This is a genomic window from Microbacterium alcoholitolerans, from assembly GCF_050408615.1.
Taxonomy (GTDB): domain Bacteria; phylum Actinomycetota; class Actinomycetes; order Actinomycetales; family Microbacteriaceae; genus Microbacterium.
This window is the reverse complement of the sequence record NZ_JBNTKD010000001.1, coordinates 1892187-1905333: the sequence shown is the minus strand read 5'-3', so window position 1 is coordinate 1905333 and position 13147 is coordinate 1892187. Positions and strand designations below refer to the sequence as shown.

7 protein-coding genes are annotated in these 13147 nt (G+C 73.5%); all 7 read left to right on the top strand.

What is annotated here, in order from left to right; genetic code table 11:
- Window positions 1-42: 42 nt before the first annotated feature.
- The 7 genes from ACQUSX_RS09095 (at window position 43) to ACQUSX_RS09065 (ending at window position 13138) form a co-directional block, all read left to right on the top strand.
- Window positions 43-1278 carry a hypothetical protein gene (locus ACQUSX_RS09095; RefSeq protein ID WP_428906624.1) on the top strand — a complete coding sequence of 412 codons (1236 nt, stop codon included), beginning with the start codon at window positions 43-45 and terminating at the stop codon, window positions 1276-1278.
- A 75-nt stretch (window positions 1279-1353) separates the two neighbouring features.
- Complete coding sequence (locus ACQUSX_RS09090) at window positions 1354-1623, top strand: hypothetical protein (RefSeq protein ID WP_337332803.1); 270 nt, start codon at window positions 1354-1356, stop codon at window positions 1621-1623.
- Between the two features lie 218 nt (window positions 1624-1841).
- Window positions 1842-6191 carry a type VII secretion EssC family protein gene (locus ACQUSX_RS09085; protein ID WP_428906623.1) on the top strand — a complete coding sequence of 1450 codons (4350 nt, stop codon included), beginning with the start codon at window positions 1842-1844 and terminating at the stop codon, window positions 6189-6191.
- Complete coding sequence (locus ACQUSX_RS09080) at window positions 6188-8833, top strand: hypothetical protein (RefSeq protein WP_428906622.1); 2646 nt, start codon at window positions 6188-6190, stop codon at window positions 8831-8833. The genes ACQUSX_RS09085 and ACQUSX_RS09080 overlap by 4 nt, the downstream gene beginning before the upstream one ends.
- Window positions 8830-9825: an AAA family ATPase gene (locus ACQUSX_RS09075; protein WP_428906621.1), complete on the top strand. Its 996-nt coding sequence runs from the start codon at window positions 8830-8832 to the stop codon at window positions 9823-9825. The genes ACQUSX_RS09080 and ACQUSX_RS09075 overlap by 4 nt, the downstream gene beginning before the upstream one ends.
- On the top strand, window positions 9822-10985 hold the full coding sequence (locus tag ACQUSX_RS09070; protein ID WP_428906620.1) for a DUF58 domain-containing protein: 1164 nt from the start codon (window positions 9822-9824) through the stop codon (window positions 10983-10985). Before ACQUSX_RS09075 ends, ACQUSX_RS09070 begins: the two co-directional genes overlap by 4 nt.
- Window positions 10982-13138: a transglutaminase TgpA family protein gene (locus tag ACQUSX_RS09065; RefSeq protein ID WP_428906619.1), complete on the top strand. Its 2157-nt coding sequence runs from the start codon at window positions 10982-10984 to the stop codon at window positions 13136-13138. The genes ACQUSX_RS09070 and ACQUSX_RS09065 overlap by 4 nt, the downstream gene beginning before the upstream one ends.
- Window positions 13139-13147: the final 9 nt, after the last annotated feature.

Sequence of the window (13147 nt, the reverse complement as noted above, 5' to 3'; positions counted from 1 at the left end):
GACACGAACCGGAACAACGAACCGGAACAGGAAGGAGGGGACATGTCATTCCAGGGAGCAGACGTCAGCAAGCTCGACGAGATGGCGCAGAAGGCACAGGAAGGCGCCGAGACTGCGCGCACCATCGCCATCGCGCTGAAGATCGTCGTCGCCGCGCTCAAGGCGATGTCGTGGACCGGCTGGGCCGCAGCGTACGCCGCGTACCTCGAGGGCACTGTGATCCCGTGGGTCGAGAAGACCCAGCAGGCGCTCGAGCGCTTCGCGCAGGTGCTGCGGCTCGCCTCGGCAGCCCAGAAGGCGGTCAGCGAGGACTCGCCGTCGGTGAGCATCCCGGCCTCGGCCTACACGCCGGTCACGATGCCGGCCGCCACCTGCGCCAACCCGCCGTCGCTGCGCTCGCCGGAGTACGCCATCGCGCCCGCGGGCATGCCGACCACGGCGAACGGAGCGGGTGGCGCGGTCGCCGCACCGGCCGGTGTCGGCCAGACGTCGTCGGCGCTCGGTCAGACCGGCGCCAGCGGCGGCGGCAGCGGCGGCAGTGGCGGCAGCGGCGCGAGCATCGACATCAACATCCGCACCAGCGAGGGCACGTTCGGCGTGAGCGCCACCATCGGTGGCGGCACGGCGGCGACCCCGCTCGGCACGACAGCTGCCGGCGGCGGCTCGTCGTTCGGCGCCGGCGCCGCACCTGGCGGCGCGGGCGGCCTCAGCGGGGGCGGCGGTGCCACCGGCAGCTGGCAGAGCAACCTCGACGGGGCTTCCCCGGCGGGTGGGCTCGTCAGCTCGCACACATCGGATGCCGGTGGCATCGGCTCCGGCGCATCGGGCGGCGGCGTCGGCTCGAGCGGAGGCGGTATCGGTGCCGGCGGGGGCGGCTCCTCGGGCGGCATCGGCTCCGGTGCACCGGGCGTCCCCGGCGGAACGGGATCCTCCGGCTCGTCCGGCGGCCTCGGTTCGTCAGGCTCATCCGGCGGCCTCGGCTCGTCAGCCGGCACCGGCAGCAGCACCGCGGATGGCCTGGCATCCGGAGACCCGGCCGTGCTCGCCACTCCGGTCGCCGCCCGCGCCTCACTTGGTACGGCGTCCGCCGGGGCTGGCGGGCTGAGCGTCGGCACCGCGGACAGCTCGGGATCAGCATCCGCTGCCCCGGCGGCGGCGATGCTCGCCGCCCCACTGGGTCTCGCCGGCCTCGGCGCAGCCGCCCTGAGCGGACTGCGCGCCCGCGCGGGCGAGAACACCACCGACCTCGATGCGGACGACGTCGACTCGCTCGCCTGACCCGCATCGCACAACTGAACAACCAGTACCGAACAGAACCAACGAACAGCAGTACCAACCGAGAGGAATGAAGAGATGAGCAACACCGTCTACGGAATGGACATTCAGGCCGGCCGCGACCTGTCGCGCCTGATGAACAGCGACGCCGACGCGATCAACCAGCTGACCGCGCAGCTGACCCAGCGCCTGGAGCAGACCCCCTGGTACGGTCCCGACGCGCAGCGCTTCACCAGCGACTGGCAGGGACAGTACGTCCCCGCGCTGCAGAACGTCGTGCGCGCCCTGCAGGAGAACGCCGCGATCGTCGCCCAGCAGGCCGACGACCAGGAGCGCGCCTCAAGCTGAGTGCGGTTCCCGCGAGCGGGGTCGGTGCCATCGTGTGCCGGCCCCGCTTCGGCGTGCCCGCGGTGCAACGCAGCCCGCACCGCCCTGCGCGCCGGCCCTCCCGCGCGCAGCCCCGCGCCCTCGCCGCGCCCACGCGCCGGAAGTTTCCACCCCTCGCGCCCTTTGCCCCCGCGCGCCGCCGCCCTAGCGTCGAAGCAGAACGATCCAAGGAGAACCCCATGTGGCGAGTGAGTGTGCAGCCGACATCCGAGAGCGGTCTCGAGCCGGTCGATGTCGTCGTCACCGCCGATCGGGGCGGATCGGTCGCCGACCTGGCCGCCGGCCTCGGCCGCCACATCGCCGGCTCCTCTGTGCTGCTGGCCCCGGTCACCGCGGGGGTGCCCTGGGCGGCGCAGACGCCCCTCTCCGAGGCGCCCTTGCGCGACGGAGACGTCATCGAGGTCGCATCCGTCGGATCCGACTGGCTCGACCGACCCACTCCGGCATCCGCCCCTCGCGCGATCGTGCAGGTGCTCACCGGCGCCGACGCCGGCCGGCGGATCCCGCTGCACGGCGAGGTCGCGACCATCGGCCGCGGCGCCGACGCCACGGTGCGCGTGGATGACCCGCTCGTCTCACGCACCCACGCACGGCTGATCCTCGGCGCCGAGCCGATGATCAGCGACGAGGGCTCCGCGCACGGCACTCTGGTCGGGGGCCGTCGTACCGAGCGCCCGCAGCCGGTCGCGTGGGGCGAGCGGATCACGGTGGGCTCCACCGTCATCGCGCTGCAGCCCGGTCGCGCCGCCGACGCCACGACGCAGCGCAGCATCTGGCGCTCGCCGCGGTTCGGCACCTCGGTCGCTCCCGTCGAGGTCGCGTTCCCGTCGCCGCCGTCCGCTCCGCGCCGCCAGCCCTTCCCGTGGCCGATGATCCTGATGCCCCTGCTGATGGGCGGCGTGATGTTCCTCACCATGCGCAACGCGTACTCGCTGGTGTTCATGATCGGCTTCCCGATGATGATGGTCGCCACGCATCTGCTTCAGCGCCACGCCGCCAAGCGGGAGTTCGCCGAAGAGACCCGCATCTGGCGCGACGACCTCGCTGCGGCCCTCGCGACCATCGATCAGGCCGCGCAGACCCAGCGCGAGAACGCCGTCGACGACGACCCTGCCCCGCACATCGTGAGCGACCGGGCGACCAGCGCCGATCGCGCGGTCTGGGTGCGGCAGGCCGATGACGACGACTTCCTGCACCTGCGCGCGGGCATCGGCCCGCGCCCGGCGCTGGTGACGGCGGATGCCAAGGAGCAGGGCGACCGTGCGCTGCGCGCCGAGGCCGCCGCGGAGGCGACGAAGCGAGCGGTGCTCCCCGACATGCCGGTGACCGTCCCCCTCGGACCGCTGACCGCGGTGGTCGGCGAGGGCGAGCAGCTGGAGGGCTGGCTGCGCGCCGCCCTGATCCGCGTGGCCGTCACGCACTCCCCGAACGACGTGCGCATCGTCGCCGTGCTCGGTCACGAGCGCGCCCGCATGGAGAGCTGGCTGCGCTGGCTGCCGCACGCCGCTCCCCTGGCCGGCGGCCTGGCATCTGTCGCGATCGGAGCGGGCGACGGGCAGGCGCTGCTCGAAGAGCTGGCCCGCACGGTCGGCGGCGTCGAGCACGTCGTGTGCCTGATCGATGCCGCCGCGGGCATCCCGCGTCGCACGCTGGAGGGCGTCGCGGCGATCGCCGACGACAGCCGGCTGCACCTGATTTGGGTGGGCGACGACCTTGCCCGCGTGCCCGCGGCGACAGATGCCGCGATCGATCTTCCCGTCAGTAGCATCCGGCACGCCGACCGCGGCGGCGTCGACGAACTGACCAGCCTCGACGCACTCGACCTCGCCGCCGCCTGGCGCTGCGCGCGGGCACTGGGCGGCTACCGCGACGAGGCCGCCGTGCTCGCCGGGGAATCGGCGCTGCCCGACCGGGTGCGCATCGCCGAGCTCAGCAGCGACCTCGCCGACCTCGACGACGCCGACGCGATCGCCCAGCGGTGGGCATCCAGCCGCGGTCTGCGGGCTCAGCTCGGGGTCGGCGCCGACGGGGTCTGCTCCATCGACCTGCGTGAGGACGGACCGCACGGTCTGGTCGCCGGCACCACCGGCGCGGGCAAGAGCGAGCTGCTGCAGTCGCTGCTGTGCTCGCTCGCGCTGAACAACCCGCCCAGCCGCATCACCTTCCTGCTCGTGGACTACAAGGGCGGCGCGGCGTTCCGCGAGTGCGCCGAGCTGCCGCACACCGTCGGCTACATCACCGACCTCACGCCGGCGCTGGTGCAGCGGGCGCTCACCTCGCTGCACGCCGAGCTCACCGCCCGCGAGCACCTGCTGGCCGAGTACGGTGCGAAAGACCTGCTGGCGCTCGAGCGGATGCACCCCGAGGTCGCCCCGCCGAGCATGCTCATCTGCGTCGACGAGTTCGCCGCTCTCCTCGCCGAGGTGCCCGACTTCATCGACGGCATGGTCTCGATCGCCCAGCGCGGTCGCTCACTCGGCATGCACATGATCCTCGCGACCCAGCGCCCCGCCGGCGTGGTCACCCCGCAGATCAAGGCGAACACCGACCTGCGCATCGCGCTGCGGGTCGCCTCGGCCGACGACTCCACCGATGTCGTGGATGCCCCCGATGCCGCCGACCTCTCGCGTCGCACCCCCGGGCGAGCGCTGCTGCGCCGCACCGGACACGGCACCCGCGAGATGGTGCAGGTGGCGTACGTCGGCGGCGCCGAGCAGCTGCACGAGGTGGGGGAGCGGGTGCGGGTCGCGCCGTTCACCGCCCGCGCGACCGGCGGCGGTGCCGTCGACGCGGGCCGCCCGCACGAGCACTCCGACCTGGAGCGCATCGTCGCCACCGTGACCACCGCGTTCCTGCGCAGCGGCATGCAGCCGCCGCGCCGTCCGTGGATCCCGCCGCTGCCGCAGGAGCTGCCCGTCGCGGTGATCGAGCCGGGTCGCCTCGCGATCGGATCGGATGCCCGTGACGAGGCCGCCATCGCCGGATCGGGCACAGACGTCACCGTCGTCGAGCAGGCTCCGGGCAGCGTGCTGCTGGGTCTGCGCGACGTGCCCGGCGAGCAGCGGCAGGTGCCCTGGACGATCGACTACTCGCGCGCCGGCCACCTGCTCGTCTTCGGCGCATCCGGCGCCGGAAAGACCGAGCTGCTGCGCACCGTCGCGCTCGCCGCGACTGCGGGCGCCGAGCGCGCGGCCGCGTGCGTCTACGGCATCGACGCCGGCGGTGGCGGGCTGACGGTGCTCGAGCGGCTCGGCTCGGTCGGCTCGATCGTCGTCGAGCAGTCCACCGAGCGGATGCTGCGCCTGATCCGCATGGTGCATCGCACGGTCACCGAGCGGAACGCGATGCTCGCTTCGCACGGCGTTGCCGATCTGGACGCGCTGGCCGCAACCGGCGTGCACGTGCAGCGCATCCACCTGCTCATCGACAACCTGCCCGCCGTGCTCGACGCCCTCGAGGGCGGCGGCTCGATGCGCCGCCAGCACGCCGATCAGCTGCTCACCGTACTGCAGGAGGGGCGTCGCTGCGGCGTGCATGTGACCGCGACCGCACCGCAGCGCACCGGGGTGTCGAGCCAGATCCTGGCCGCGTTCGGCGCTCGCGTGGTGATGCGCATGAGCGTCGACGACGACTACCCGATGCTCGGCGTCCCTGGTGGCGTGCTCGACCGCGAGTCGCCCGCCGGCCGCGGACTGTTCGGCGCGCACGAGGTGCAGGTCGCGACGCTCGGCGGAGCGGGAACGCCGCTGCAGGTCGAGCGGCTCGACGAGCTCGGCGGCCGCCTGAACGGTCGCTACGACGAGGCGTCGCCCGCGCCCGTGCCCGTGATGCCGACCCGGCTTCCGCAGAGCGTGCTGCCGCGTCCGCAGCGTGACGAGCTCGTCGTCGGCGTCGAGCAGGACGTCGTGGCTCCGGTCTCGCTGAGACTCTGCGACGGCCCGGTGCTGCTGACCGGACGTGCGCGCTCGGGCCGCACCTCCACGCTGATCGGACTCGCCCAGCTCGCCCGCCGTGCTGAGACGCCGGCGGAGGTCGTGCTGATCGGGCCGCGCGCATCCGCTGACGAACGGTCTTCGGCATCCGACACCGACCGCACGATCGCGGATGCCGCCGAGGCAGCCGCGTGGGCGCAGGAGCAGGCCGCACGACCCGCGGGCGACGGCTGGACGCTCGTGCTGGTCGACGATGTGCACGAGTGGGAGCGCGTGTGGGAGGCCGGCGGAGACGAGCGGCGCGCCCTGGAGGCGCTCACCGCACTGATCGGCCGGCCGGACACCGCGCTGGTCGTCGCCGGCGACCCGGACGACCTCCGCGGGCGCCAGCACATCCCGGGCCTCGCGGCCACGGTGAAGCGCTCGAGGAGGGCCATGCTGATCGCTCCCGAGATGGGCGACGGTGCTCTGGTGGGAGCCCAGGTGCCGATGAACTCGCACGAACCGATGGCGGGGGTCGGTCGCGGCGTCCTCGTCGCCGGTGGGCAGATCCATGTCGTACAGCTAGTATCTGAGGCGTCGGAGGGGCGATCATGAGGGGAATCTGGTCTCGACTGCTGCGCGGCCGCGATCGGGGGATGGTCGAGGTCGGCGTCGCGTTCGGCGGCGCGCTGCTCGTGGTCGGCGCGATCGCCGGCAACGGCGTCGCGGCTCTGGCGGTCGACATGTCGGATGGCCAGGCCTGGCTCCCCGGCCAGGACGGCAGCGTCGTGCAGGTCAACCCGTCCACCGGCGTCGCCGAGCGGCGGCTGGTGGTCGGTGACGGCGACACCTCTTTGTCCATCGCGCAGCGCGACGGTGCGCTCATCGTCACCGACGAGCGCAGCGGGCTGGTTACCGCGGTCGATCTGGCCGCTCTCATCGCCAGTGGCAGCCGCGCCACCTCGGGCGACGAGCGAGTGCTGGTCGGCGGAGGCCGCGTCGTCGTCGTCGATGACGATCCCGGCACGGTGCGGGCCGTCGACCCGCTGACCCTCGCCGACATCGGCAAGCCGTTCCGCACCGCGCACCCGATCACCGATGCGGTCGTCGACGGTGATGGCGACGTCTGGGTGCTCACCGACGACGGCGAGCTCACCCAGCTGGAGTACTCCGACGGCTCCGGCAGGTTCCGCACTGAGGAACGTCGGCCGGTCGCCGGAGCGGGGCCCGAGACCAGACTCGTGCCGCACGAGCGCGGAGTGACCGTCTTCGCCGCGGACGGCGGCGCGGTCGTGCAGGTGGGTTCGGGCAGCGATCTCGCCGTGACCGTCCCCGCCCTGTCCGGCTCGATCGCCGCCGCCCCGCATTCACCGGCGACGCTCGTGCCGGCATCCGTCACCGACACAGGCCAGGTGTTCCTACTGTCGTCCGGCTCGCTGCTGCAGGTCGACGTGGGCGAGCGCGGATGCACCAGACCCGGCAGCCCCCAGGTGTTCAGCGAGCGCGTCTACGTGCCGTGCCTCGGCACGGGAACCGTGATGGTGCTCGATGCCCGCGGCAAGCGCGCCGGCGCGGACATCATCATCCCCGGTGGCGGCGACCCGGTCTTCACCGCCGACGAGGGGCGCCTGTTCGTCACCACCGACCGCGATGGTCGTGCCGTGGTCGTGCAGCCCGACGGCTCCACCGGCATGGTCGATCTGGGGGCGCCGGACGTGCCCGAAGTGCGGGTCGACCGCGAGCCGCCGGTCACCATTCCCGCACCGGACCGCGGCAAGAAGAACGAGGATCGCGACAGGTCCGGTGACCAGGGCCGCCCGAGCCCCCGGCCCAGCCAGGATCCCGTGGCCGGCTCCGACCCGCTCCCAGATCCGCTCCCCGGTGCCGACCCCACCCCCGGCACGAACCCGCAGCCGACTCCCGGCGCCGACCCGACCCCCGGGACGGATCCGACTCCCGGTGCCGACCCGACTCCCGGCTCCGACCCGACCCCAGACCCGGATCCGACTCCGGGCACCACGCCGACGCCCGACCCGGATCCCACCCCGACGTCCGACCCCGACCCGGATCCCACACCGAGCTCGGACCCGGACCCGGACCCCGAGCCCGAGGCGGCCGCAGCGACGAACATCAGCGCTGTCGCGTCGGGCCGGTCGGTCACGGTCACCTGGAACGCGGCGCCCGGTGGCGCTGACGAGTACCTCGTCCGCCCGGCGGGAGGGTCGTGGACCTCGGCGGGCACGAGTCGCTCGCTCACCTTCTCCAACGTCGGCTTCGGCACGCACACCTACACGGTGCGCACCGTGCTCGGCGGCACCACCGCGGAGTCGGCCGCCAGCAATGCGGTCACGGTCGTCGGCTCCCCCGGCGCGGCCGGAACGCCGAGCGTCACCGGACTGACCGGCGACGGCAGCGCGGTCGACTTCAGCGTCAGCTGGGCGGCTTCCGCGAGCAACGGCGCCCCGGTGACCTACTCGGTGGAGCTGTCCGGCGCCGGCCGCACCGAGACCGTCACGACGACCGCCACCTCGCTGTCGCGAACGCTGGTGTGCGGCGCGGGCAACGAGCACCTGTGCGGCCGAGGAGCCCCGGGCGAGACGCGCACCATCACCGTCTCCGCGACCGTCACGCCGTCCAACAGCGTCGGCGCCGGAGCGTCGACCACCGGATCGGCGAACGCCCAGGTCGTCAACGCTCCCCTGCCGCCCACCCCCGAGAACGGCGCCGACGTGATCTCGGGCATCCAGTTCAACGCACCGGGCCTCTACGACGACGACATCCCGTTCACCGTATACGTGAGCCTGCCGGAGGGATGGAGCGCCACCAGTGCGACGTGCACCGTGCACCTGCAGAGCTCGACCGGCGCGCAGACGCGGAACTTCGACTGCACCTCCGGAGGCGGCAGCTTCAACGGGATGACCCGAGGGATGTCGACCGTATCGGCGTACGTGACCCGCGAATCGTTCACCTCGGCGACCGGGTCCGACACCGCCCCGCCGCGCAACACGTGGGCGCACTGCTCTATGGCGACTGGCATCTGCACCGACCCGGTGGGATTCGACCCCACCGACCCCGACGTGAGCATCGTCCCCGTGCCGTGGTCTCCGACCGACGGCACCGACGAGCCCATCCTCGCCGCCGGCATCGGACTGCTCGGCGTGGCCTGGCTGCTGCGCGGCATCCGCCGCCGCGCCGAGACGACCGACGGCCTCACGGCGTCCGACCCCACCCCGACCACCACTGGAGGATCCGCATGACCGGCATGGCGCTCGAACCCGCACAGGTGCCCACCCAGGCCGATGTCTCGCGCTTCCGGCTGCTGCACGACGGGATCGTGGACGCTGTCGGCGAGGCACTGCAGGGCAAGCGCAGCGTCATCGAGCAGGCCGCGGTGGCGCTGTTCGCCGGCGGGCACGTGCTGCTCGAAGACGTGCCGGGCACGGGCAAGACCACCCTGGCGCGGGCGTTCTCGGCCGCGATCGGCGGGATCTCCCGTCGCATCCAGTTCACGCCCGACCTGCTGCCGGCCGACGTCACCGGTACAAGCGTCTTCGACCCGGCCACCGGCCAGATCTCGTTCCGCCCAGGCCCGGTGTTCGCGAACGTGCTGCTGGCCGACGAGATCAACCGCGCCGCGGCGAAGACCCAGTCTGCGCTGCTGGAGGTCATGGCCGAGCACACCGTCACGACCGACGGCGTCGCGCAGCGCGTGCCCGACCCGTTCCTCGTGATCGCCACGCAGAACCCGGTCGACATGGACGGCACCTACCGGCTGCCCGAGGCGCAGTTGGACCGCTTTCTGATGCGGCTGCGGATCGGCTACCCCGATCTCGAGCACGAGGTGGCGGTGCTCCGCCCGGGCAGCGCGGCCGGACGGATCGGAGACGTGCGGCAGGTCACCGATCCGGATGCCGTCGCCGAGCAGATCCGGCTGCTGTCGGCGCTGCATGTTGCCGACCCGATCCTGAACTACATCCGCGCTGTCGGCGCCGCCACGCGAGCGGACGGACGGCTGCGACTGGGTGCATCCACCCGCGCGCTGCGCGCACTGGTCGGCGCCGCCCAGGTGCGCGCCGCGACGCAGGGACGCCACTTCGTGATCCCCTCCGACGTGCAGCAGCTCGCGGTGCCCGTGCTCGCCCACCGCCTGGTGCTCTCGCGCGAGGCGCAGCTGGACGGCGTCACGGCCGACGACGTGCTCGCCGACGTGCTCGCCCGCGTCGAGGCACCGCAGCCCACGCCGGCATGACCACGCGTCTGACTGCGCGCGGGTGGGCCACCGCCGTCTGCGCGGTGCTCTGCTGGGTGCTCGGCGTGTGGGCCGCGTACCCCGCGATCGTCGGTCTGGCTCTGGCATTGACGGCGACGCTGCTCGTGGCCGTGCTCACGGTCGCCGCGCCGACACCCGTGCAGGTCTCGCGCACCGTGCATCCCGCACGCGTCGCCCGCTACGACGAGTGCCACGCCACGATCAGGGTGGAGAACACCGCTCGGCGCTGGCGCGTCTCGATCAGCGGCACCGACCGGGTGGCCGGTGCGCCGATCGTGTTCGACTTCCCTCCGCTCGCGGCCGGTGAGCATGCCGCCACCGACGTGCGCATCCCCACCGACCACCGCGGCCTGATCGAGTTCGGCCCGCTCACTCTCGACCGCCGCTCGTTCGGCGATCTGATCCGCGTCCGCCGCGTGCATGGCGACACGGCCAGCGTGCTGGTGGAACCTCGCGTGCTCGACGTGATCGGCGTGCCGCCCGGAATGCGCCGCGGGCACGCGGGCGCCGACGAGCGCATCGCCCATGGCGGCACCGACCTGGTCGGCCTGCGCGAGTACGTGCCAGGCGACGACCTGCGCCGACTGCACTGGGCGACCAGCGCGCGGCGCGGCCAGCTGATGGTGCGCGAGGACGCCGACCCGTCGCAGCCGTTCCTCACCGTGCTGCTCGACGATCGGGCCGACTCCTATCGCGACGGCGGTCTCGACGAGGCGGTCGACCTCGCGGCGAGCCTGCTCGACGCGGCCGCCGGCAGGCGTTCTGCCGCGCGCCTGGTCACCGTGTCCGGGACCGTCGATCTCGACCTGCCCGTCGAACCGGGCCGTGTGGAGGACGCGCGAATCGCCCCGCACGCGCTCGCCGCGCTCGCGATGCTCGCCCCGCACGGCTCGTCCGCTCCACTGCGGATGCAGGTGAGCTCACCGGACGTGGTGGCCGTGGTCTCGGGATCGGATGCTGCCGCAGCCGAGCTCGTGCTCACGGCGGCGGCCGCGCCGGTCGGCGTCGTCGCCGTGGTCGACCCGTCGCCGGACCGGCTCGTCTCGGCATCCGGCGGCGTGCTGGTGCTGCACGGACCGCGGGCCGAGGAGCTCGCGCACGGCTGGCGCACCGCGGTCGCGGCGGGAGCCGCCCGATGAGCCGGCTGCTCGCGGTCGTCTGGTCGATCGGGATCCTCGGAATCTCGACGATCCCGATCGCGGCGGGCTACTCGGCCTGGTGGGCGGTGCTCGTGCTCGTCGGATGCGTCATCGTGCCGCACCTGCTGGTCGTACTCGCGCGCTGGCTGCGCATCCCCTCTGTGTGGACGGCTGTCGGCGTGGGGCTGATGGCCGTCATCGCCGCCACTGCCCTCGGCGCGCAGCCCGCAGACGCGTCAGCCAGGTGGACCGCCGACGGCGTGCTCTCACCGCTGATCGACTCCATCCCGCGGCTGCTCACCGCCGCACGCCCCGCGCCTTCAGACATCGATCTGCTGATGCCGTCGGCGCTGCTGGTGTGGCTGACCGCGCTCGCCGTCGCGCTCGCCGTCACCGCGCACGGCCGCGCGCGGATCGCCCCGCTGATCGGGGTGCTCGTGCTGCAGGTGGCCGGTGCGCTGCTCACCGCCGGGACCGGCGACCCGCACGGTGCGGTGGCCGCGGCATCCGTCCTGCTCATCCTGGCGGGCTGGATCGCGACACCCGCGCGCCCGACCGATCGCCGCCCCGCGCGACGCGCATCCGGGCGCGGATGGGTGCTCGGGCTGGCGACCGCCGCACTGGTCGGGCTGCTCGCGATCTCGGCATCCGCCCTCGTCGGCGGCGACCGCTTCGAACCCCGCACGCTGGTGCCGCCGCCCCCGCTTCCCGCGCAGGCCGTCAACCCGCTGCCGGACGTCTCGCGGTGGAACGCCGAGGCAGACAGCGGGCTGTTCGCGCTGTCGACTGCGGGTGAGATGCCCGAGCGCGTCCGGCTGGCTGTGCTGCCCGATTTCGACGGCGCCTCGTGGACGCTCGATGCCGGGCTGCGTCCGGTCGGAGTCGTGGCGACGCCCGACCTGCCGGCCGGCGAGTGGCAGACGCCGGTCACGCTGCGGCTCGAGAGCGGAGAGATCGACAGCGCGTGGGTGCCGGGGGTGGGGCATACGAGTTCTGTGGACGCCGGCGACGCTGGTGCCGGCGGGGTGCTCCTCGACCCCGACACGGGTTCGCTTGTCTCGGCGAGCGGCGCCGTGCCGCAGGTGCTCACGATCACCGCGTCCGTCGACGCACCCTCCGACGAGGCGATCGCGCAGGCCGGCGTGCCGCCGGCATCCGAGGCGCAGCGCTATCTCGCACTGCCGCGTGTGCCCGTCGAGCTCGTGGCGCAGGCCGAGGCGGCGGTCGACGGCGCGTCCGCGCGATGGGATCAGGTCACCGAGCTCGCGGACTTCGTGCGCGGGGAACGCATCCTCGACGAGGGCGCGCCGTCGGGAGCGTCGTACGGCCGGATCGCCGAGTTCCTGTTCGCTCCCGAGGTCGAGGGTGGACAGGTCGGCACGACCGAGCAGTTCGCCGCGTCGTTCGCCGTGCTCGCCCGCGCCGTGGGGCTGCCCAGCCGGCTCGTGGTGGGCTTCGGCGTCGACCCCGCCGCGGTCGAGAGCTCGGCCGATGGTTCGCGGGTGACGGTGGCCGGATCGGATGCCCGGGTATGGGCAGAGGTCTACCTGGCGCGCGCGGGCTGGATCGCCGTGGATGCCGCGCCCGATTCAGCTGTCCGCACCGAGCACACCCCGCCGGCCTCGTCGACGGGTGCGACCCCGGCGCCGCAAGCGACACCGTCTGACGAGGGCGCCTCGACAGATGCGGGCAGTGCGACCCCGGTGGCCGACTCGAGCGAGCAGACCGGCGTGCCGGCGACGCTGGCCGTGGTGGGAGCAGCGCTCGTCGCGCTGCTGATCGCGATCATCGTGGTGCTCGCCGTGCGGCGGGCGCGCCGTCGCGCCCGATGGCGCCGGCAGGGTGCGCCCGGCGCCTGGGCGCTCGTGCTCGATGCGCTGGCGCTCGCCGGTCGGCCACCCGCCGCCGGTGCCGCGCCGGAGGAGATCGTCGCCGCCGCGGTTCCGACTGACGGCGGGCTGGGCGAGGCCGCGCTGGTCCTGGCGGGCCAGGCGCAGTCTGCGGCGTTCGGTCCTGTTGCGGACGCCGGATCGGATGTTGCCGGATCGGATGCTGCCTGGTCGACCGCCGTGGCGATCGACCGGGCACTGCGCAGGGACAGCTCGCTGTGGCGCCGACTGACCTGGGGCTTCGCGTCGCTCGGTCGCCGGTGACGACGCCGT

Coding starts and splice junctions, on each gene's coding strand:
- ACQUSX_RS09065 (WP_428906619.1), top strand. CDS start 10,982: ATGAGCCGGCTGCTCGCGGTCGTCTGGTCGATCGGGATCCTCGGAATC.
- ACQUSX_RS09085 (WP_428906623.1), top strand. CDS start 1,842: ATGTGGCGAGTGAGTGTGCAGCCGACATCCGAGAGCGGTCTCGAGCCG.
- ACQUSX_RS09080 (WP_428906622.1), top strand. CDS start 6,188: ATGAGGGGAATCTGGTCTCGACTGCTGCGCGGCCGCGATCGGGGGATG.
- ACQUSX_RS09090 (WP_337332803.1), top strand. CDS start 1,354: ATGAGCAACACCGTCTACGGAATGGACATTCAGGCCGGCCGCGACCTG.
- ACQUSX_RS09095 (WP_428906624.1), top strand. CDS start 43: ATGTCATTCCAGGGAGCAGACGTCAGCAAGCTCGACGAGATGGCGCAG.
- ACQUSX_RS09075 (WP_428906621.1), top strand. CDS start 8,830: ATGACCGGCATGGCGCTCGAACCCGCACAGGTGCCCACCCAGGCCGAT.
- ACQUSX_RS09070 (WP_428906620.1), top strand. CDS start 9,822: ATGACCACGCGTCTGACTGCGCGCGGGTGGGCCACCGCCGTCTGCGCG.